At 68.1% G+C, this 21,208-nt stretch carries 19 protein-coding genes and 1 pseudogene; 13 read left to right on the top strand and 7 right to left on the bottom strand.

The window, feature by feature from the left end:
• The first annotated feature begins 26 nt into the window (after positions 1–26).
• From OG524_RS11330 to OG524_RS11350, 5 genes are all read left to right on the top strand, one after another.
• Complete coding sequence (locus OG524_RS11330; RefSeq protein WP_405810059.1) at positions 27–1,235, top strand: FAD-dependent monooxygenase; 1,209 nt, start codon at positions 27–29, stop codon at positions 1,233–1,235.
• A 23-nt stretch (positions 1,236–1,258) separates the two neighbouring features.
• Positions 1,259–2,299: a cupin domain-containing protein gene (locus OG524_RS11335; protein WP_405390963.1), complete on the top strand. Its 1,041-nt coding sequence runs from the start codon at positions 1,259–1,261 to the stop codon at positions 2,297–2,299.
• Positions 2,300–2,333: 34 nt separating this feature from the next.
• Complete coding sequence (locus tag OG524_RS11340; protein WP_405390962.1) at positions 2,334–3,200, top strand: fumarylacetoacetate hydrolase family protein; 867 nt, start codon at positions 2,334–2,336, stop codon at positions 3,198–3,200.
• A 100-nt stretch (positions 3,201–3,300) separates the two neighbouring features.
• Positions 3,301–3,750, top strand: coding sequence for a MarR family winged helix-turn-helix transcriptional regulator (locus OG524_RS11345; protein WP_037827391.1), 450 nt, complete (start codon positions 3,301–3,303; stop codon positions 3,748–3,750).
• A gap of 443 nt (positions 3,751–4,193) precedes the next feature.
• Entirely contained in the window at positions 4,194–4,445 is a 252-nt protein-coding gene (locus tag OG524_RS11350; RefSeq protein WP_405390961.1) for a hypothetical protein, read from the top strand.
• 538 nt (positions 4,446–4,983) lie between these two features.
• Here OG524_RS11350 and OG524_RS11355 read toward each other — a convergent pair.
• Entirely contained in the window at positions 4,984–6,489 is a 1,506-nt protein-coding gene (locus OG524_RS11355; RefSeq protein ID WP_405810062.1) for a DHA2 family efflux MFS transporter permease subunit, read from the bottom strand.
• A 354-nt stretch (positions 6,490–6,843) separates the two neighbouring features.
• Here OG524_RS11355 and OG524_RS11360 point away from each other — a divergent pair, with 354 nt between their 5' ends.
• On the top strand, positions 6,844–7,464 hold the full coding sequence (locus tag OG524_RS11360) for a TetR/AcrR family transcriptional regulator (RefSeq protein ID WP_405390959.1): 621 nt from the start codon (positions 6,844–6,846) through the stop codon (positions 7,462–7,464).
• Between the two features lie 102 nt (positions 7,465–7,566).
• Positions 7,567–8,238, top strand: coding sequence for an NADPH-dependent F420 reductase (locus OG524_RS11365; protein ID WP_405810064.1), 672 nt, complete (start codon positions 7,567–7,569; stop codon positions 8,236–8,238).
• A gap of 155 nt (positions 8,239–8,393) precedes the next feature.
• Here the strand turns inward: OG524_RS11365 and OG524_RS11370 are convergent, their stop codons facing one another.
• The 4 genes from OG524_RS11370 to OG524_RS11385 all read right to left on the bottom strand — a co-directional run bounded on the left by OG524_RS11370 (position 8,394) and on the right by OG524_RS11385 (position 11,302).
• Positions 8,394–9,110 carry an NADPH-dependent F420 reductase gene (locus OG524_RS11370; protein WP_405810066.1) on the bottom strand — a complete coding sequence of 239 codons (717 nt, stop codon included), beginning with the start codon at positions 9,108–9,110 and terminating at the stop codon, positions 8,394–8,396.
• A 164-nt stretch (positions 9,111–9,274) separates the two neighbouring features.
• The gene (locus OG524_RS11375; RefSeq protein WP_405390956.1) at positions 9,275–9,787 is read right to left on the bottom strand and encodes a flavin reductase family protein; all 513 of its coding nucleotides are present in this window, start codon (positions 9,785–9,787) and stop codon (positions 9,275–9,277) included.
• A complete protein-coding gene (locus OG524_RS11380) occupies positions 9,787–10,275 on the bottom strand; it encodes a hypothetical protein (protein ID WP_405810068.1) in 489 nt (162 codons plus the stop codon). Before OG524_RS11380 ends, OG524_RS11375 begins: the two co-directional genes overlap by 1 nt.
• A 34-nt stretch (positions 10,276–10,309) precedes the next feature.
• Positions 10,310–11,302, bottom strand: coding sequence for a LacI family DNA-binding transcriptional regulator (locus OG524_RS11385; protein ID WP_405390954.1), 993 nt, complete (start codon positions 11,300–11,302; stop codon positions 10,310–10,312).
• Between the two features lie 327 nt (positions 11,303–11,629).
• Between OG524_RS11385 and OG524_RS11390 the strand changes: the two genes are divergently transcribed.
• From OG524_RS11390 to OG524_RS11400, 3 genes are all read left to right on the top strand, one after another.
• Positions 11,630–13,348, top strand: coding sequence for a discoidin domain-containing protein (locus tag OG524_RS11390; protein ID WP_405810070.1), 1,719 nt, complete (start codon positions 11,630–11,632; stop codon positions 13,346–13,348).
• Positions 13,349–13,559: 211 nt separating this feature from the next.
• Positions 13,560–14,894: a DUF1996 domain-containing protein gene (locus OG524_RS11395; RefSeq protein WP_405810072.1), complete on the top strand. Its 1,335-nt coding sequence runs from the start codon at positions 13,560–13,562 to the stop codon at positions 14,892–14,894.
• 20 nt (positions 14,895–14,914) lie between these two features.
• Positions 14,915–15,646, top strand: coding sequence for a DUF305 domain-containing protein (locus OG524_RS11400; RefSeq protein WP_405810074.1), 732 nt, complete (start codon positions 14,915–14,917; stop codon positions 15,644–15,646).
• Between the two features lie 1,178 nt (positions 15,647–16,824).
• Here OG524_RS11400 and OG524_RS11405 read toward each other — a convergent pair.
• Positions 16,825–17,802: a transposase family protein gene (locus tag OG524_RS11405; RefSeq protein WP_405810076.1), complete on the bottom strand. Its 978-nt coding sequence runs from the start codon at positions 17,800–17,802 to the stop codon at positions 16,825–16,827.
• A 28-nt stretch (positions 17,803–17,830) separates the two neighbouring features.
• Between OG524_RS11405 and OG524_RS11410 the strand changes: the two are divergent.
• From OG524_RS11410 to xerC, 3 genes and pseudogenes are all read left to right on the top strand, one after another.
• Positions 17,831–19,092 (top strand): annotated as a pseudogene (locus OG524_RS11410) (replication initiator).
• A complete protein-coding gene (locus OG524_RS11415; protein ID WP_382542785.1) occupies positions 19,085–19,270 on the top strand; it encodes a helix-turn-helix domain-containing protein in 186 nt (61 codons plus the stop codon). Before OG524_RS11410 ends, OG524_RS11415 begins: the two are co-directional and overlap by 8 nt.
• Positions 19,267–20,469, top strand: a complete 1,203-nt coding sequence (gene xerC, locus OG524_RS11420) for a tyrosine recombinase XerC (protein WP_405810078.1) — start codon at positions 19,267–19,269, stop codon at positions 20,467–20,469. The genes OG524_RS11415 and xerC overlap by 4 nt, the downstream gene beginning before the upstream one ends.
• On the opposite strand, the gene OG524_RS11425 is transcribed toward xerC, so the two are convergent.
• On the bottom strand, positions 20,353–21,183 hold the full coding sequence (locus OG524_RS11425) for a barstar family protein (protein WP_405810080.1): 831 nt from the start codon (positions 21,181–21,183) through the stop codon (positions 20,353–20,355). The genes xerC and OG524_RS11425 overlap by 117 nt on opposite strands.
• Positions 21,184–21,208: the final 25 nt, after the last annotated feature.

Below are 21,208 nucleotides of genomic sequence, written 5' to 3' on the forward strand. Positions count from 1 at the left end.
TTCCCTGCCAAGGAGGCCATATGTCCGTGACCCGTGTTCCACTCCGCATCGCCGTGGTCGGCGGCGGTATCGGCGGTCTGGCCGCAGCGCTGTCCACCGCCCGCGCCGGTCACTACGTGACCCTGGTGGAACGCGCCGCCCAGTTCGGGGAGATCGGAGCCGGCCTGCAGCTCGCCCCGAACGCTTCTCAGGCCCTCGAAGAACTGGGGGTGCTCAAGGCGGTCCAGCGCAGTGCGGTCGCCCCGCCCCGGCTCGTGATGATGGACGCCCTGAGCGGAGATCAGGTCACCTCTCTCGATCTCCGCAGCCCTGCGTACATCGAGCGCTTCAGTCACCCCTACCTGGTCACGCACCGCACGGACCTGCATGCCGCGCTCCTCACCGCCTGCCAGGAACACCCCGCCATCACGCTGCGCACCGGGCACACCGTTACACACGCCGGACAGGACGACTCCGCGGTACACCTGCATTTCGCCGAGACTGCGACGGAACTGACGGCCGACGCGGTCGTGGCGGCGGACGGTCTGCACTCGCGGCTGCGCCAGGCCTTGGTCGGTGACGGCGAGCCTGTCTGCTCGCGCTACGTGGCGTTCCGTGGAGCCCTTCCCGCGCACAGGATGACCGGCCGGATGTCACAGCACGCCGCCTCGGACGCGGTGATGGTCTGGGCCGGACCGCGCATGCACCTGGTGCAGTACCCGGTACGACGCGGCGAGCTCTACAACCAGGTCGCGGTGTTCGAGAGCGACCACTACACACCGGACTCCGACGCCTGGGGCACCGAGGCCGAGCTCGAGGAACGCTTCGCGGGAACCTGCCAGGCCGTGCGTGACGCCCTGCCCCTGATAGCGCGGGACCGGCGCTGGCCTCTGTTCGACCGTCTCCCCATCGACAACTGGGTGCACGGCCGGATCGCACTGCTCGGCGACGCCGCGCACCCGATGCTGCAGTACCTGGCCCAAGGCGCATGTCAGGCACTGGAGGACGCAGTCGCCCTCGGAGGAGCTCTCGGCCGGTTCACCGACCCTGCCGACGCCTTCGCGGCGTACGCCGATCAGCGCCGCGAGCGCGCGGCCCTCATCCAGACCAACGCCCGCGCCTTCGGCGAGATCTGCCACCTGGAGGGCATGGGGGCCACCCTGCGCAACCAGCTCTTCGCGTCACGTGGGCCCGAGGACTTCGACGACGTCTCCTGGGTGTGGACGCCGTCCCCGGCCACCGTCCCCATCCCGTGATCCAGCAACCGCAGGAGGACACCATGACGACCGACGAACTCGCCTACAAGGCCCTGCCGGGCCTGGGTGCGGCTCCGCTCTGGCGCTTCTACGGAAACCTGTTCCCCGCCCAGCCGAAGAGCCGCGCCGTTCCCTACCGCTGGAGCTGGCAGGAACTGCGGCCCCTCCTCCTGCACTTCTCTCAGACCCTCTCGCTGGAAGAGGCCGAACGCCGGGTCCTCATGCTCGTCAACCCCGGTCTGACCGATCCCCCGGCCACCGTCAACACGCTCTACGCCGGACTGCAGGTCATCCTGCCCGGCGAGACCGCGCAGGCCCACCGGCACACCTCCAACGCCTTCCGCTACATCCTGGAGGGCAGCGGCGCGTGGACGACGGTCAACGGCGAGCGTGTCTTCATGGCTCCGGGTGATCTGCTACTCACCCCGGGATGGCACTGGCACGACCACACCCACGAGGGCGACGCGCCCATGATCTGGCTCGACGCCCTCGACTACCCGCTGGTCAACGCCCTGGAAGCCGGCTTCTACGAGAGGTTCCACCAGCGCCTCCAGCCCGTTACCCGAGCGGACGACGCGGGCAGCAGGCAGTTCCTCCACGGCAGGCTCAATCCCGTCTGGCTCTCGCAGGACGGGCCCAACTCCCCCGTCACTCGTTACACCTGGCAGGAGACCCAGCGGTCACTGGAAGGCATCGCCGACACGGCCGAGGGAAGCGACGTCGACGGCATCGTCCTGGAGTACACCAACCCGTGGACGGGCGGTCCGGTCATGCCCACCATCGGCTGCCGCGTCCAGCGCCTGCGCCCCGGATTCCAGGGGGCAGGCCGTCGGCACACAGCCTCCACCATTTTCAACGTCGTCCGCGGTGAAGGCGCCACGATCGTGGACGGCGCACGACTGGAGTGGGCCGAGCACGACACCTTCGCCGTGCCCGGCTGGGCCTCCTACCGTCATCTGAACGCCTCGGCCTCCGACGACGCGGTCCTGTTTTCGTACAGCGACGAGCCCGTCATGCGCTCCCTCGGCCTCTACCGCAGCGAAGACGCCGACCCCGGCGCCTGATCTCCCCCACCCGACACTTCACAAGGAGGCCACGATGCGTCTGGCCCTGTTCAACAAGGGACGCCTCGGAATCGTCGACGGCGACGACCTCGTCGACGTGACCGAACAACTCACCGGAACCGGCACCCCGAGTGCGGCCGGTGCGCTGCACCAGCACATCGAGACCGTCGCACGCGACGGAGCAGTACAGGTCGACCTCACCGGCTGCGCTCGCGTTCCGCTCGACGAAGCGGCCCTCGAAGCCCCCCTGCCCCGGCCCGGAAAAGTCGTCGGCGCACCGGTCAACTACCTCGACCACAAAGCCGAGATGGCCTACACCACCTCGGTCGCCGATCTCGGGGTCTTCCTCAAGGCCAACTCCTCGGTCATCGGCCCGGGTCAGGACATCGTCCTGCCCTACACCGACAAGCGCACCGACCAGGAAGGAGAGCTCGGCGTCGTCATCGGACGCACCGCCAATCACGTGGACGCAAGGGACGCACTGGATCACGTCTTCGGTTACACCTGCGTTCTGGACATCACCGTGCGCTCCGGCGAGGACCGCTCCACGCGCAAGTCGTTCGACACGTTCACACCGATCGGGCCCTGGATCGTCACCGCAGACGAGATTCCGGACCCCGACTCCCTCGACCTGCGCTGTGATGTCGGTGGAGTCACCCGGCAGCGCACCAACACGGCCGATCTGATCTTCGGGGTCGCGGAGCTGATCGCCTACACCTCGTCCGTCATGACACTCCACCCCGGCGACGTGATCGCGACAGGCACGCCCGCTGGAGTGGGACCGCTCAGCCATGGGGACCGCGTCGTCCTGGAGATCGACCGCGTCGGCCGTCTCGAAGTGGGTGTCGACGGCTCCCGGGCCACCCCGTACGAGCAGCGCCCCGGACGACGGGACCGCTGACGGAAGGTCGCACACAGGGTGGTGCCGCGCACTCCTAGACTCCATCCAGACCGGCTGTCCCTCGGCCGGCACCACCTAGACGACGGACGGAGGGAGCACCGTGGCGCGCGCACTGGAGCTGCCCAACTACATCGGCCATCTGATCCGGCGTGCCGAGCAGGTGCACACGGCTCTCTGGACCCAGCACGTGTCCAGGGAGATCACCTCCCAGAAGTTCGCCATCCTCAACGCGCTGAGCCGGGACCCCGGCGTGGACCAACGGACGCTCGGACGCCTCACCTCGCTGGACCGCTCCACGGTCAACCTGATGATCCGCCGCCTGACCGACCAGGCGCTCGTGAGCCAAGTGCGCGACGAAGAAGACCGCAGGCGAACCCTGCTGAGTCTCACCGACGAGGGGGCCGCGCTGCTCGATTCCCTGATCGCTCCGGCAGAACGGATCAACGAACTACTTCTCAGATCACTTCCCGAGGGTGAACGGGCCATAGCCGTTGACATCCTCAGCAGACTTGCCTCGCTGGATGAGGAGTCGCTCCGCGGCGGAGCATGAGCGTGACAGGGCGTCCTTGGGATGAGGCCCCGCTCAGTGCTCTGTTCCTCACTCTTCGTGTGAGGAACAGAGCCTGTCGGACGACCGCACCACGGGCGAAGAAGGTGTCACACATTGACATACGACCGCCTGGAGGCCGCTGCCCCGCCGAGCCGACGGCCAAACAGAAGCCTGCACCCGCCGCTGGCACAGGCCCCTCATCGGCCGCGCCCCGCAGATCCTCGGCGCCTTCACCGCCGACACCCGTACCTGTCACTGAGCGACTTGGCCCGCCGAGCGAGCAGCGACGCCTGGCGGGGCCGGAGTTTGCAGATCGGGTCAGCCGAGGACGTAGATCTCATCACCGACGTCAGCGACGATCTTCAGCTTGCCGCCCAGCGCGTTGACATAGGCAGCCTGACTTTCTCGCGGAGTACTTCGACGGCGACCCGGCGACCTCGCCGGTGAACCTCGTCCGGACGGATGCACCACCATTCCTCATCGCGCACGGGGACCTGGACGAGCTGGTGGACACCGCGAACCCCAGGGCTCTTGTCGCCGCTCTGCGCTCCGTCTCCACCTCGCCAGTCGTGTACATCGAACTGCCAGGCGCTCACCACGCCTTCGACCTCCTCCACTCCTTTCGGTTCGAGGCGCTCATCGACGGCATCGAAGACTTCGCCGCGTGGGTGACGGTCCGGAAGAAGCCGACCTAAGAACTCGTTGCACGATCTCGTCGAGATGCATGCCCTGGTTGGGCGTTACCAGTGTGACGATTCGGCCGTTCGTGAGGGTGTGAGCACTCGACCGTGAATCGTGGACGACGACTTGTGGGCACTGATCGAGCCGCTGCTACCTCCGTGGCCGCAACACTCAGCGGCACGGCGCCGCTTCTCCTCCGCTTCAACGCGGGCGACCTGTTCGCAGTAGCGGGCCTCGCCATCGGGGCTGTCGAGCGCGTCGCCAGGGCCTGTTCGTCCGCACGCCCCAGGCGCCGCCACACCGTCGGGGTCAGCGGGTGTGGGTGGGCTCATGGGCACCGCCTCCGCTACTGGGTGCGTCGGTGCCGTTCGACGCTACGGAGGCCGCCGCTCGTTCCACAACAGAATTGCGAAAAATTGCGGAGGTTCACTCCAGGGCGTCGAGCGCAGCCCGAATGAGCGCGCGGGCCATGTCCCCGTAGACCGCCATTTCCCCGCTCCTCTACGCCGAGGCGCCCGCTCTTTTCGCACTACCCTGGCCCAGGTCCCAGGGCTAGACGGTGTACTTTCCCGGGGTGTGAGGGGCCGGCGGTTGCAGGGCGGCCGTGGCCTTGCGGACGAAGAGGGTGCCGATGATTGCGAGGCAGCCGATGGCTGCCGCGGTGGCGAAGGCGGCTTGTGACGCCGAGACGGACTGGGCCAAATCCAGTGCTCCCGCATCTTTCGCGTGGGAGCCGATGGTGTAGGCCGAGATCAGGACGGCGCCGCCTGCGCCGCCGGCCAACTGCTGGACGGTGTTGAACGCCGCGGTGCCGTGCGGGTACAACTCGGTGCGCAGGGAGGACAGTGCGGCCGTCGTCATCGGAGCCCACATGAGGGCCTGCGAAGCCGACAGGACGAGGTAGGCGGCCAGGAGCGCGGCGACACCGGTGTTCTCGTCCGCTCGGCTCAGGAACCACAGGGCACCCGTCCAGATGACCGATCCGGGGATGGCCAGGGGCCGCGGCCCGTAGCGGTCGTAGACGCGGCCGCCGAGGGCCGAGACGAGAGCGATCAAGGCTCCGCCGGGGACCAGGAAGAGGCCGATCTGGAACGTCGTCAGGCCGGCGACGTTGGTGAGGACCAGGGGCAGGACCATCGTGGTGCCGAAACCGACCAGCGCGACGACGAGCATGACCAGCAGCGGCACGGTGAACGAGCGGGTGCGGAAGACCCTCATGTCGAGGAACGCATTGTCGTTGCGCTGGAGCACGGTCTGCCGGCGGACGAAGACGGCGAGGGCGAGGAGCCCGATGACGATGGGGATGTAAGGCGGGACTGGTGCGTGGCCGGAGACAGACTCGCCGATCGTGGACAGGCCGTAGACGAGGGCACCGAACCCGACGGCGGACAGGACGAGGGACAGTGCATCCAGCCTGACCTGCTCGGGGCTGGTGATGTTGCGCAGTTTGGCGGCTCCCAGTGCCAGCGCGGCCAGGACGACGGGTAGGACCAGAATGAACAGCCACCGCCAGCTGAGCTGGGAGATCACTACGCCGGACACCGCCGGGCCGACCGCGGGTGCCACCGCCGTCAGACCGGTGACCAGCGCCATCGTCCGGCCTCGGCGAAGCGGGGGAACCAGGCGCATCGTCGTGGTCATCAAAAGGGGCACGAGGGCGGCCGTGCCGACCGCCTGGATGATGCGGCCGGTGAACAACACACCGAATCCCGGGGCGACGGCGGCGATCGCCGTGCCCAGGGTGAACAGGGACAGTGAGCCGATGAAGATCGTGCGGAGGTTGAACCTCCGCAGCAGGAAGCCGGTGGCCGGGATGAGGATCGCCAGGGTCAGCAGATAACCCGTCGTGAGCCACTGTCCCGTGGTGGGAGTGATGCCGAGATCGCTGATCAGGGTGGGGAGCGCGACTCCCAGCAGCATCTCGTTCAGCAGGACGGTGAACGCGGAGACCATCAGGATCCCGATGACGAGAACGTCTCCGGAGGCCAGTTTGCCGTCGTGGCGGGTCGATGGTGGTGCGTCCGTGGCGGCCTGCACCGGAGTCTCGTCGGGGGACATGTGATCTCTTCCGTGTTGCTGTTGCTGTTGCTGTTGCTGTTGCTGGCGAGGGTGTGCGCAGGGCCGCGTGGGTTCGTCCATGCCGTCGGTGCACGCCGGTGGTGTCCGGCTGTACGTTCCGGGGCTGGTCAGGATCGCCGGGGAGCCGTCGCGTCGGGGTCTGCCGCCCTGGGCGGCGGCCGGGTCCCAGTGGCCGTCGATGCGGAAGGCCTGTGTGCCGCGCCGGACTGCCCTGGGAGTTGCGGATGCTTGCCGAGGCCAGCGGTAGCATCGGAACCGATAAGGAGATAGTCTCCGTTTCGTGAGCGACGATACGGAGAGTGTCTCCACATTGTCAACGAGAGGTGCACGGACATGGGTGAGGCAACCACCGGCGAGCGTCGGCAGCGGACGGACAAGCAGCGCAACCGCACGCACATCCTTGAGGTCGCGGAGGAGTTCTTCGCCGAGCAGGGCATCACCGGCTCCATGGACGCCATCGCCAAGCGGGCCGGTGTGGGCCCGGGCACGCTCTACCGGCACTTCCCCAACCGCGAGGCGCTGCTGGCTGCCTTGCTGCAGGCCCGCGACGAAGAGCTGGAGGCCCGTCGCGACGCCATCCAGCGCGAGGTGACCGACTCCCGCGCCGCGCTGGCGCAGTGGCTTCAGGCGCTGGGCGAATGGGTGACCGCCTTCGACGGCCTGCCCGACCCCCTGCGGGCCGCGCTGACCGAAGGCACGTCCCCTCTAGCGATCACCTGTCAGGGCTTCGTCACGACCACCGAGGATTTCCTACACGCGGCCCAGCGCGACGGCGGGGCCCAGCCCTGGGTGCGGGGACGCGACCTGTTCCTCAGCACTCTGGCCACCGCCTGGGCACGCAGCGCCGCCATGGCCGACGAGTCGTCGCCCGACGCGCTCGTTTCCCTCATGCGCACCGGGTGGGAAAAGCCCGCGACGGAAACAACCCCCGAGAGCGGCGAAGGCCCTGCGTAATCGCAGTCAGAGAGCAAGGAGAAGAAACATGAAGATCGGAATTCTGGGCGTAGGAACATCGGGAAGACCCTGACCCATCAGCTGGCCGCGGCAGGACACCAGGTGAAAGTGGCCAACTCGCGCGGCCCGCACTCGATCGAGGCCGATGTGCTGTCCGCGGGCGGCCGGGCCGTCACGGCGGAAGAAGCCGCGGAGGACGTCGACGTCGTGATCCTCTCGATTCCCCTGAACCGTCTTCCGCAGGTCACGCCGCTGATCGCGGATGTGCCGGCAGATACCGTCGTCATCGACACATCGAACTACTACCCGGCGCGTGACAGCCGGATCGAGGCCATCGACGCCGGTCAGGTGGAGAGCCTGTGGGTCGCCGAGCAGCTGGGGCAGCCGATCGCTAAGGCGTGGAACGCGGTCGGTTCCCATTCGTTCGCGGCCAAGGGCAGGCCCGCGGGAAGCCCGGACCGCATCGTCATCCCCGTCGCCGCCGACCGTGACTGGGACCGTCGGGTGGCCATGGCGCTGGTCGAGGACACCGGGTTCGACGCCTTCGACACCGGGACGCTCGCGGACTCCTGGCGCCAGCAACCCGGGGCGCCGTGCTACTGCACGGACCTCACCCATGAGGAGATGCCGGGGGCGCTGGCGGCAGCGGTAGCCGAGCGCCTGCCCAGGCGGCGCGACCTGGCCGTCGCTGCGATCCAGGAAAGGGTCGGGGACGCCACGACCAACCCCGACGCGGAGTACGGCGTCCGCCTGAACCGGGTCCTGTTCATGTGAGCCCCCGGGGCATGCGCCGTACCCGGACTTACGGTCGGTCGTCGAGCGGTACACGCCCCGCCCACCTCCAATGCCTTGGCCCCGGCGTCGACCGACGCCGGAGCCAAGGTCCGCGGGCAGCGCACGGGGTTGCGGCGCTGCCGGGAAGAGTCCTGTCAGAAGGTGCGAGCGGCCACGTTCACCCGCTGGGCCGTCCGCAGCGCGTCGCGCAGCTTGTCGGCGGCCAGCGGAGCCGCGGGGGCCTGGAGCATATGCTCGGCCGGCATGTCGGGATCTGCCAGGTAGATACGGGTGTAAGCGCCGGCCTCGGGCTCGAAGCGCCAGCTTTCGTCCAGGGTTCCGGCATCCACCGTGTCGAAGCCGAGCCGACCGATCAGTTCTGCCGCCCGGGCCTTCGCACCGGGGTCGTTGCCGGCGATGGGCAGGGCACTGCGGTTTGGAGCCCCGGCTGGCCGGGCCAGCTGGGGGATGTGGTGAGCCAGGATGTTGTTGAAAGCCTTGACCAGCAGCGCGCCGGGCAGGAGCTGCTGCTCCAGCTCCGCCGTGGTCACCTCCTCGGTGTCGAGTTCGGTGATCCGGCCGTCGCGGTACGGGTAGTAGTTGCCGGTGTCCAGCACGGTCCTGCCCGTCAGCAGGCCGGCGGGCAGGTCGCGGTACGCGGTCAGGGGAATGCTGAGCAGGGTCGCTTCCCCGGCCCGGGCGGCCTCCTCGATGGTGCCGGCCGTGGCGCGCGGCCCCAGTTCCTCAATGAGGTCGGTGAGGCTCTGGGGACCGCGTGAGTTGGCGATCACCACGTCGATGTCCGCAGCTACCGCCAGCCGTGCGACCGCGGATCCGATGTTGCCGCTTCCGATGATTCCCAGCGTCGGCATCGTTGCTCCTTGCTTCCTTCATGTGTGCCCGGGACCGGGCGGTCCGGGCGGTTTCGGTTCATTGCTTGCAGTGCCACGTGCCGGGTGGAGCAGGACGTGCAGGCCGTCTCGTACTGCGGGCCCGTGATCAAGGCCCGCTTTCGCTTCCTCGATGTGCCGCAGGGTTACCGGATCAATGGTGTGTGGGTGCCGAAGGAGCGCCGGTGATACGTGAGCGGCCGCAAGGATCCCTCGCCCGGCTCAGCGGCCATGACGCGGGCGAGCAGAATGGTGTGGTCCCCGGCGTCGATGCTGTCGGCCACCTCGGCGGCGACCCATGCGGCGGCATCCGGCAGCCGCGGCAGTTCCTCGCTCGGTGACCAGCCGATCCCGTCGAATTTGTCGGGGCCCGAGCGTGCGAACACGGAGGCCAGATCGGCCTGATGCGCGCCGAGGACGTTGAGGCCGAAGCGGCCGCTGCGCCGGATGACCGCCAGCGGATGCGAGCGTTCGTCCAACGACACCAGCACCATGGGCGGCGTCAGGGACAGGGACGCGAAGGCGCTGACCGTGGTGCCGTGCGGGCGGCTGCCGTCCAGTGCCGTGACCACGGCGACCGGAGACGCCGCGGCGGCCATGACCTCGCGGAACGCCTGCTGCGCCGCGGCGCCGGATCGCAGAGAAGCGCTCGTGGACATCACCGGGTCGCCGCTTCCGTGACGCGCGGGTCGAGACCATACTGCTCGCGGGCGAGGATATGGTCGCGCAGCGTGGGGCCTGCGTAGTCGAGGTGAAACAGGCCGCGTTCCTGCAGGAGGGGAACGACCTGGTCGACGAAGGCGTCGACACCGTCGTGGTAGCCGTCGATGGCCAGCGAGAAGCCATCACAGGCCCCGGCCTCGAACCACTGCTGCATGTGGTCGGCCACGTCGGTGGCGGTACCGGCCACGACCGGGTGGTAGTCGATGACGCCGTGGGCGAGCACGTCGCGCAAGGTCCAGCCCTCCCGGGCCACCTCCAGGGCGCGGGTGGAGCGCGGGTCGCGCGGGCTGGGCACGGCGTCGGCCAACTGGTCCGCGGTCAGCGGCTCGTCGATCTGCCCGTAACCGAGCGGCAGGCCGATCCCACCGCCAGAGCCTCGCCCCGGCCGGCCCGCGGCACGGCGCTGGCACCCCCGCGCGCTCACCCCGGAGGAGGGAATACGGGCCCTTGACGGGAAATCAGGTCGACTCGCGCACGACGAGTTCGTTCGGCATGATCACCGGCCGTGTGGGGCCGCCGTCGATCAGACCGAGGAGCAGGTGGACGGCGGCGGTCGCCTGGTCGGCCATCGGGCTGCACACCGAGGTGAGCGCGGGACTGGTGTAGGACGCGGCTTCTATGTCGTCGAAGCCGATGACCGCCACGTCTTCGGGGACACGCCGGCCCGCTTGATGGAGGGTGCGCAGGGCTCCTATCGCCATCAGGTCGTTGGCTGCGAACACCGCATCGAGGTCGGGATCGTCCTCCAGGAGCTGCCGCATGGCTTCGGCGCCGGAGGCTCTGGTGAAGTCGCCCAGTGCCACGATGGAGCGACGGCCGGTGTCACGCAGCGTCTGACGGTAGCCATCGAGGCGCTCCCGCGCCTCGTACAGTTCGAGCGGCCCGGTGATGGTGGCGATCCGGCGCCGGCCGCGCTCCAGGAGATGACTCACGGCCAGCGCCGCTCCACCGGCGTTGTCCAGCGCGACGTACGGGACGTCCTGTGCGGAGGTGCGGTTGAAGGACACGACAGGCAGGCCCTGCCGGGCCAGTGCGGCCGGCAGCGGATCCGTCCCGTGCAGGGCGACCAGGAGCACGCCGTCCACATGCCCGCCGGCGATGTACTGCACGACTCTGGTCCGGCTCCGGTCCGATTCCGCGAGCATGAGCACGAGCCGTTTGCCCGCCGTCTCGAGCTCCCTGCTGACGGCGCGGACCACGGCGGAGAAGAGGGGGTCGTCGGAGACGACTCCTTGAGGCGGGTCGGACACCACCACGGCGAGGGTGTCCGTGCGGCGGGTGACGAGATTGCGTGCCGCGCCGTTGGGCACGTAGCCCAGTTCGTTCACGGCGCGCATGACGACGTCTCGGATCTGCGGGGCGACCGTCGTCTCGCCGTTGATGACCCGGGAGACGCTCGATTTGGACACGCCCGCTCGGGCGGCTACCACATCGAGAGTGGGGCGTTTCATACCTGTCCGTCCCCTGTGCCGCCGCCCGGGTTCGTGCGCGGGGCGGGTTTTCTCATCAGGGCGACCTCCGGCTCTGCGTCATGGCGATGCGAGCAGCGTATCCGCAGGCCGGGGCGACATGAGCGTGCCCGGTAAGGCGTCTCCCTCAGCGCCACCCCTGCGGCTGTCGGCGCGCCGCGTAGGTCATGAGAGACCGCTCCCTGCATGCGTCGTACGTGTTACATCGCTGTTTTTTCGAGGTGAAAGAGACCTTGACAGCCTTTACCAGTCCCTCCATCCTCCCTTTCAGGGAGCGCTCCCTGACCTCCCCCACTTGAGGAGTCGCCCATGCAAGCGCCGCTGCGTCGCTTTAGCTTATTTTTGGCCCTCGCGGCCGCACTGCTCGCTTTCATCGCTCTCCCTCCCCCTTCCGCGCAGGCGGCGGAGGTGCTGCTCTCTCAGGGAAAGCCCGCCACCTCATCGAGTACCGAGGGGCCCTTCAGCGCTCGTAGCGCCGTCGACGGCGACCCCGGGACGCGCTGGTCCAGCGCCTTCGCCGACCCGCAGTGGATTCAGATCGACCTCGGGGCGAGTACCGGGATCAGCCGGGTCGTCCTCAACTGGGAAGCCGCGCACGGCACCGCGTTCAGGATCGAGGTATCGAGCGATGCGGAGAGGTGGACCGTCGTCCACCAGACAACCGCGGGCACGGGCGGCACCCAGAACCTGGCCGTTTCCGGCACCGGCCGCTATGTGCGCATGTACGGGACGCAGCGCGCCACCGCTTACGGATACTCGCTGTGGGAGTTCCAGGTGTACGGCACCGCCGGCGGTCCCGGCGGTGACGCCGCCAGGCTGCTCTCGTACGGCAGGCCGGGCGCGGCTTCCTCTTCCCAGAGTGACCAGAACTGCTGGGAGTGCACGCCGGCCAGGGCCTTCGACCGGGATCCGGCCTCCCGCTGGTCCACAAGCTCCACCACGGGATGGACCGATCCAGGCTGGATCTCCGTCGATCTCGGTGCGCCGGCGCAGATCGACAAGGTCGTCCTGCAGTGGGATCCCGCCTACGCCAAGTCCTTCCAGATCCAGGTCTCGTCGAATGGGGCCGACTGGACACCGATCTATTCGACGACGTCCGGCACGGGCTTCAAGCAGACGCTGGCCGTCTCCGGCACCGGCCGCCATGTGCGCATGTACGGGACGCAGCGCGCCACGCCTTACGGATACTCACTGTGGGAGTTCCAGGTGTATGGCACCGGCGGCGATCCGATACAGGCTCCGCCGCTGCCGAGTGAGCCCGCGAACCCGCCGCGGCTGGTGTGGAGTGACGAGTTCGACGGCGCCGCAGGCGGCAAACCCGACTCCGCGAAGTGGAGGGCCGACCCGGGCACCGGGCCGAACAACGAGCTGGAGAACTACACCGACCACCGCAACGCCGCGCTGGACGGGGCGGGACACCTGGTGATGGAAGCACGCAAGGAGGTCACGGCCGGATCGTCGTGCCCGCGTGACCCGCTGAGCGGCAGCACCACCTGTCAGTACACCTCGGCGCGGATGAACACCGGCGCGACGTTCCAGTTCACCTACGGGCGCGTCGAAGCACGCATCAAGGTGCCCAAGGGCAACGGTCTGTGGCCCGCCTTCTGGATGATGGGCGGCGACTTCCTGACGGGCCGGCCGTGGCCGTACAACGGCGAGATCGACATCATGGAAATCCTCGGCAAGGACGTGAAAACCGCGTACTCGACCGTCCACGCGCCCGCCTACAACGGCGGGGGTGGAATCGGCGCGCCGTACACACTGCCCGGGAACGCCGACTTCTCCGACGACTTCCACACCTGGGTCGCCGACTGGAACAGCAAGGGCATCACCTACAGCCTGGACGGCCGGACCGTTCTGACTCTCGACAAAGAACAGGTGGAGCAGACACGCGGACCGTGGATCTTCGACCACCCTCACTACCTGATCCTCAACCTGGCGGTCGGAGGTGACTGGCCGGGTCCGACAGACGCCGACACCCCCTTCCCCGCCAAGATGCTCGTCGACCACGTGCGGGTCTACCAGTAACTCCTGGCCGCCCGGTGACCGCGAAGGTCCCGGGCGGCTCCGCCCGCCCCCTGTGGGCGACGGTTCGAGACACTCGAATCCCCTTGCGGGCAAACGCCGCTGTCCGCCTCCCGCTCTCCCATCGCTGTACTTCGGCGAGCAGACCTGTCACCCCTGATGCCCGTAAGGAAGTGAAATGCGCAGATATCCCGTTCATCTGTACACACTGTTGGTGAGCACTCTGGCGGTCGTACTGGTAGCCGCCCTGAGCTTGGCCGTGTCGACCCAGCAGGCCCAGGCCGCGACGGTCACCGTCCAGGCCGAGTCCTACGCAGCCCAGTCGGGTGTCGCCTCGGAGGCGACCGGGGACACCGGGGGCGGGCAGAACGCCGCGTTTCTCGCCAACGGCGACTGGATGCGCTTCGACAGCGTCGACCTCGGCGCGGCCGGCCGGCTGACGGTGTCGGCCCGGATCGCGTCTGCCGTCGGCTCGGGCACGGTGGAATTCCGGACCGGTAGCCTGACCGGACCACTGCTCGCCGTCATACCGGTCTCCCCGACCGGTGGTTGGCAGACCTGGGCGACCCAGGCCACCGACGTCACCACCCATCCCACCGGTTCACAGACGGTGTTCGCCGTGCTGCGCAGCACGGCGACCGGTGACTTCGTCAACATCAACTGGTTCTCCTTCGTCGGCGCGGACGACAGCCCGGCGGCCGGATGGGTCCCCATCGACCAGGCCAAGTGGGACGCCCAGTTGGCGCAGTTCCGTGCGATGACGCCCGCCGCGGTGCCCGCCGGTATTGTCCGTGTCCCGGAGTTCAACGCCACCTGCTCCTACAGTCACTCCAAGCCGGACGACCCCATCGTCCTGCCGGGCCTGCCCGGTGCGTCCCACATGCACAGCTTCTTCGGCAACAAGAGCACCGACGCGTTCTCCACGCCCCAGTCGCTGCTGACCAACACACCCACCAGTTGCACCCCTGCCAACGACCTCTCGGCGTACTGGATCCCGACCCTGTACGAAGGCGACAAGGCCGTCGAAGCCGAGGGCATGATCGTGTACTACGGTTCCCGGCTCGTCGACCCCTCGGCGACCGTGCCCTTCCCGCAGGGGTTCCGCATGATCGCGGGCAACGCCAAGACCCAGACGCCCACCCCGGCGGGCTCGCCGGGCCAGTACTGGTGCGCCGGCGAGGGCGGTGAGATCGGCCGCAGCGCCGACGGCAACTGGCCGCGCTGCGCCCCGCAGGCCCATCTCACCCACCAACTCGTCTTCCCCGACTGCTGGGACGGCAAGAACCTCGACAGTCCCGACCACACGTCGCACGTGGCGACCACCTACGACGGCAAGTGCAGCGGCGCCTACCCTGTCGCCATCCCCAACCTCTCCTTCGTCGTCAGCTATCCGACCAGCGGCAGCACCGCGGGCTTCCGGCTGGCATCGGGCATGGCGTCGTCCATCCACGGCGACTTCTTCAACGCCTGGGACAACGCCGGTCTCGGGCACCGCGTGAAGGACTGCATCACCCAGAAGGCCAAGTGCAACTCCGCCGGCACATTCTGACCCTGTGGTCGGCATGCGCCATGGTGGTGGCGCTGCTGGCCGTCGGCTGCACCTCGCAGCCGACGGCCGGCGCGTCGCCGGGACCGGCCTTCAACGCTACCGACACCGCTTGGATCCTGTTGATGATCCCCATGACCGAGCGCGCACAACTCCTGACCGATCTGGCTCCCTCCCGCACGGCGGACCCGAGCCTGGCCAAGCTGGCGGCGAAGACCGGATCGACACTGCGCGGAGACCTCCGCCGACTGCGCGCGGTGCTGCGTCTCTCAGGCGTCCCCGATACCCACCCCCACGAGGGGCACAACATGCCGGGCATGGTGAGCCTCGCCACCCTCGAAAAGGCGGCAGCCACGAACGGTCAGGCGTTCGACCGGATTCTCTCCGACGCGCTGCGCGCCGGCTTCACGCAGTCCCGGTTGCTCTGCGCCGGCGAGCAGACCCATGGCCAGGCCGACGAGGCGAGGGAACTGGCCGCAGCCATCGCGAGGAGCACGGCCGAGCAGAGCTCCCAGCTGGACAAACTGCGAGCAGCGCAGCCTGCGACGTCCGGCGACGAGACCACGCGGGACAACGGAATCACGGCGATCGAGGCCGGACAGGCCGAGAGCGTGTGGGCTGCCAAGCAACTGGGCCGGCCAATCGTCAAGGCGTGGCACTCGATCGCACCGAGTCGTTCGCGCACAGGATCAAGCCGGCGGGAGGTGCGGACCGCATCTCGCTCCCGTCGCGGCCGACAGCACGCGAGAGCCTGACCTGGCAATGGCACTCGTTGAGGACACCGGGTTCGACGCCTTTGCCGCGGGGCCACTCGCGCAATCGTGGCGGCAGCAGCCCGGCACACGCCTACTGCACGGATCTCACCCGTCAGCAGCTGCCGAACGCACTGGCGGTGGCCCCCAGCGCCGGTCAGGGCCGTGCCGACGTTCCTCGTGCCGGCCGACGTGCCGCCGGGGGTACGGGCGTTCGCCGGGGAGCAGCTGGAGGCGGGGCGAGACACGAGGGCCTTCACGGAGCACCACGTCAGCCGCGCCCCTCCTCACGGTTCAGGCGGACAAGGTATTCCCCGTCTGGTTGCACGCCGGCCCTGAAGCGCTCCTGGATCACGGTGAGCCCGAGCGTCTCCCCAACGGCCGTGGGACCGCTACACAACGCCCTTTCAGGCGATCGCCACAAAAAGCCAGGTCAGACGCTCCTGATCACGCTGCCACAATGCGACAGCGGTTCAGTACCGCACGGCGCGCGGCTAATACGGCACGGAAAACAGCCGCGAAAGCCACGTTTCCGCAGGTCAGAACGTTTCCGCAGGATGGAACTGGTGGGGCGGGTGGGACTCGAACCCAAAAGCGTGATGCCTCTCACCTGCGGAAACGCCACAGAGGGGGACATTCGCATCCTGCTGGATCCCGTTGCATCCGGCTCGATCCCTGTCAACGGCACTGCGGTGCGGTACGTACCGCACGGCTACAGGGCACTGCCCGCGCCCGTATGAGAGTAGATCCGCCGGGCGAGTCTGCTGCAAGCCAGCCCATCGCGCGACTCATCCGTAGTGCATGCTGCCGACTCCGACACCGTCTCGCCCCCAGTTCGACGCAGTCACACTCCGTATCGACTGGGCACGAGGAGCCGGGAGCGTATCAGTTTGGCTTCCCGGCGACGCAAGTAGCAGAGGGACTCAGGAGAGCTGCTGGATCTGGTCCGCTGCCAGCCGGAGAGCCGACAGCCGCTATTGCGCTGCGCCAAAACCGGGCAGCCGCCGCCTGGCGGGTCAGTGGACGAATCCGGGTGATGTCGCCGCAGGCGGTGCGTCTGAGGCGTAGGTTCTGCCAAGGGTGAGATATGGGGCGCAATGGCACCGGGGGGTAGTTTGCTTACGACGTTGGGGGAAATTGAGATCGAGCCGTGCTGGCCTGGCGGTCTGGCTGGTGGGTGATCAGCAGGCTGTCGCGCGGACGGGCACGAGTTCGGTGCTCGTGGGGCGGCGAGTAGCTCGTCGGGCGGCACGGTCGGAGACCAGGCCGACGATGGCGAGGTGGGTCTGCTCGTAGCCCTCGCGGCGTCCGGTGTATCGCTGGAGCGGGTGCCACTGCTTGTACTCGGCGTTGGTGTGCTCCACCACGATGCGGGCCGATGACTGCCGCCGCCGTGCCTCGCGCCAGGCACGCTTGTCGCCGTCGGGAGCGTCCTCGGCCGGTTTCTTCGGCGGGGCGCTGACCTGGGACGGAAACTCCTTGGCCAGGCCCTGGTAGCCGGAGTCGACCTCGGCCCGCACGTCCGGGTGCAGACGGAACTGCTCGGCGATGCCCTCGCTCCGCACGGCGGTCTGGTCGTGCATTCGGCCCGGGCGGACCACACCGGAGAACAGAGTGCGGCCCTGGTGGTCGCTGAAGGTGGTGGTCTTGATCGTGTTCTGCTTCTTCTTGCCCGAGATGAACGCCTTACGGCCGGGACGACCCGCGCGAGGGCGTCTGACCTGGACCTCTGTGCCGTCGAGCCGGATGTCGACGCCTTCGGCCTCGGCGTAGGCGAACAGGTCGTCCAGGGTGCGGATGCGCAGGCCGGGGTGGTCGGGGACGGCGAAGCCCCGAGCGGCGAGCAGGGGCCGCACCTCGCGGATCGCGGCGGAGACGGTGGAGCGGTCCACGTCGAACAGTTCGGCCAGCGCGGCGTGCGGCAACCCGAGTCGCCGGTGGACCAGGGTGGCCGCGAGCCGGTCGGTGAACACGAGGCGCTGCTTGCGCCCGGCCCCCTCGGCCCGCTTGCGCACTCCGCCCCGCATCTTGTGCAGAGCCGACTCGCGGGCCGCCGCCCAGCGCGGGGCGAGTTCTTCGAGCAACTCGCCGAAATGTGTGCGGGAGACCCCGGACAGGGCAGGATGGATGCAGGCCGTACGGGCCCAGGTCAGTCTCACAACTCACCCAACCTGTACGGCCCTTCCCATGTCACGGCCCGACCGAACCCGTATTTCCCCCAACGTCGTTAGTGGTTGCGCCCAGCCGATCCGGCTCGAAGGCCAGCGCACCGAGATCGACGCCTTCACTGGCGAGATCCTGCGCGAACTGAAGTCCAAGGAGCTGCCCGCCGGGCACCTCCTGGTCCGCTGCGGCAACCGCCGTACCAGCCGTTGCCCCTCCTGCGCTGAGCTCTACCGCCAGGACACCTACCACCTCATCGCCGCCGGCCTGCGCGGCGGCAAGAACATCCCCGACCAGGTCGCGACCCACCCCCGCGTCTTCGCCACCCTCACCGCGCCCTCGTACGGGCCGGTCCACGGGCGACGCACCAGCGGCTCCGCCCGCTGCCGCTGCGGACGCACCCACACCAAGGGCGACCCGCTCCTCGGTACACCGCTCGACCCCGAGCGGTACGACTACACCGGCGCCGTGCTGTGGAACGCCCACGCCCCGGCCCTGTGGGCGCGCTTCATGCTCCACCTTCGCCGCACCATCGCCGCCGCAGCCGGAATCCCTCAACAATTGCTCCACAAGGTCGCCCGCGTCTCGTACGCCAAGGTCGCCGAGTACCAGCAGCGCGGACTGATCCACTTCCACGCCGTGATCCGCCTCGACGGCCCCGCAGAGCCCTACACCCCACCACCCGCCTGGGCCACACCCGAACTCCTCGCCGACGCCATCCGGCTCGCGGCCACCCGCGCCCACATCGACGGACCGGAGATCAACGCCCGCGCCCGCTCCTTCACCTTCGGCCAGCAGATCGACACCAGGATCATCCGGTCCACAGCCTTCCAGGGCGGGACCACGATCACCGAGGGCAAGGTCGCCGGATACGTCGCCAAGTACGCCACCAAGGGAACCGAAGCCGCGACCGGAACCCTCGACCACAGGCTGAAAAGGATCACCGACCTCTGGTTCGAGTCCGTACCCGAGCACGCCGCCCGCATGATCCGCACCGCCTGGGCCCTCGGCGCCCGCGACGACCTCAAGCACCTGAACCTGCGCAAGTGGGCCCACATGCTCGGCTTCCGCGGCCACTTCTCCACCAAGACCCGCGCCTACGCCACCACCCTCGGCGCCCTCCGAGCCGCCCGCGCCGCCGCCACACCCCTCCGTCCTCACCGACCACTCTCGTCCTCGCCCACTGGGCATACGACGGCACCGGCCTCACCCCCGACCTCGAACGCCTCACCGCACTCATCGGTGGCGGCCCAGTGCGCGAGCAGGAGGTGACGGCCGGTGCGTGACGACGAACTCCTCACCGTCCCCGAGGCAATGGCCCGCCTCAAGATCAGTCGCTCCGCGCTCTACGACCTCCTGCGTACCCGGCGCCTGGCCTCGCTGGCCATCGGTCGCACCCGCCGCATCCCCGCCCACGCCCTCGCTGACTACGTCCAGCGCCACCTGGAAGAGGCCGCCCGATGACCGCCCCCAAGCGCAAGAAGGCCCGTGCCAACGGCGAAGGCACCATCTACCAGCGCAAGGACGGCCGCTGGGAAGCCGCCGGCTACGTCCTCGCCGCCGACAGCACCCGCAAACGCGTCCGCGTCTACGGCACCACCCGGAGAGAAGCCGCCGACAAACTCACCGAGAAGATCAGCGACAGCAACCGCGGTCTCCCCGTCGCTACTGCCGACAGCACCGTGAGCGACTACCTGACCTATTGGCTCGGCAGCGTCGCCGTTCACCGGCTCCGCGAAAACACCCACACCCGCTACACCGCCTGCCTCCGCCTCCACCTCATCCCCGGCCTCGGCCTCGGCCTCGGCACTAAAAAGATCGCCCGCCTCACCGCCAAGGACGTACGCACCTTCCTCGACCGACTCCGCACCACCTGCCAGTGCTGCGCCCGGGGCCTGGACACCGACCGGAAGAAGTGCTGCACCATCGGCCAGTGCTGCCACAAGCGGCTGTCCGCTTTGACCGTGACCTACGTGCACTCGGTGCTGAAGTCGGCACTGGAACACGCCGTCCGCGAAGACGAGCTGCCCCGCAACGTCGCCCGCAACGTCAAGACCACCACGCACCAGCCCAGGCGCTTCCGTCCGCTCACCGCGGCAGAGGCCCGTCAGTTCTTCGACGCGGCCCGCGCCGACCGGCTCCACGCGCTGTACGAACTCGCCCTCCGTACGGGACTCCGGAAAGGCGAACTCCTCGGCCTCCGCTGGGAAGACCTCGACCTCGACTGGGGAACGGCGAGCGTTCGCCGCTCCCTCCAACGCACCCAGAGCGGCGGCCTGATGACCCTGCCCACCAAGACCCGTGCCTCCGAACGCCGCATCGCCCTACCGACCGAGTCCGTCCACTCGCTGAAGAGCCACCGGCAACATCAGAAAGCAGAACGCAAGACGGCCGGTGTCAACTGGAAGGACAGCGGGCTCGTCTTCACCACTCCGACCGGCGGACCGATCGACCCAGCCAACATGACCCGGCGCTTCGGCCGCTTCCTCGACAGCGCCGGGCTCCGGCGCATCCGCTTCCACGACCTCCGCCGCAGACCATTCGCCTCAGGTCAGTTCGACACTAACCCCGCGACGTTCGAAACATTCGAGAATCAAACCAAGTACTTTTTTGTTATCGATATCGGTAGGCAGAGTACCGAGCGAGTTCATTGCAACCGCTGATTCCTGCCACACCAGCCGGAATGGTGCTGCCGGGCCGTGCCCACCAAAGAGGCAGTCATCAAGGGCGGCCAAATTGCATCCATAATATCCACCAGGGCCATTCATAGCTTCACCAATTGCACAGTAGAAGCTTGCGAGATCGTGAATATTCTCACCACAGAGCACATATCTTCCATCTGAATTCTTCGCCCGGCGTGATTTCATCCCATACATTCGAGAGACTTCGACCCAACTCTCCCTCTGCCCCAGTGGGATATCCACCCAACCATTCATGGACGTAGGCGCGTGGCGACCCCAGGATTTCCACAAACTGCCTGCACCCCCCTCGGGAAGGACGTTGACCCAGCAGGAAAGGGTAACTGTCACCGTCTGGTCTGGATTCTGCACCCATTCATCCAGCGATACAGAGCCCACAAAGTATGATCCGATCATTTTTCCGTGCGCACCGTGGATGATGATCCACGCATTTCCGAGATGCCTCTCGCCGGGCGATCCGGAGGCCCAATACTCCCTCAAGGCCTCAGTCGGGGTCAGGTCAACCAGCCGAGGGTTAAGCCAGAATCCGCCACCATCCAACCCGCTTTCTGTTGCACTACCAAATTCGGAGAGCGCATTAGATGAGCCAATGAAGAAATTGTCGAGGTCAACAAAGCTCCCGAGAGGGGTATCTTCGTCGTCATCCGCCTGGAACGAAAATGCGAAACATGCGCTCATAGATCTGGCTCCATTCAACGAAAGG

Origin of the sequence: Streptomyces sp. NBC_01520 (assembly GCF_045040375.1) — a bacterium.
In the GTDB taxonomy this organism is placed as follows: Bacteria; Actinomycetota; Actinomycetes; order Streptomycetales; family Streptomycetaceae; genus Streptomyces.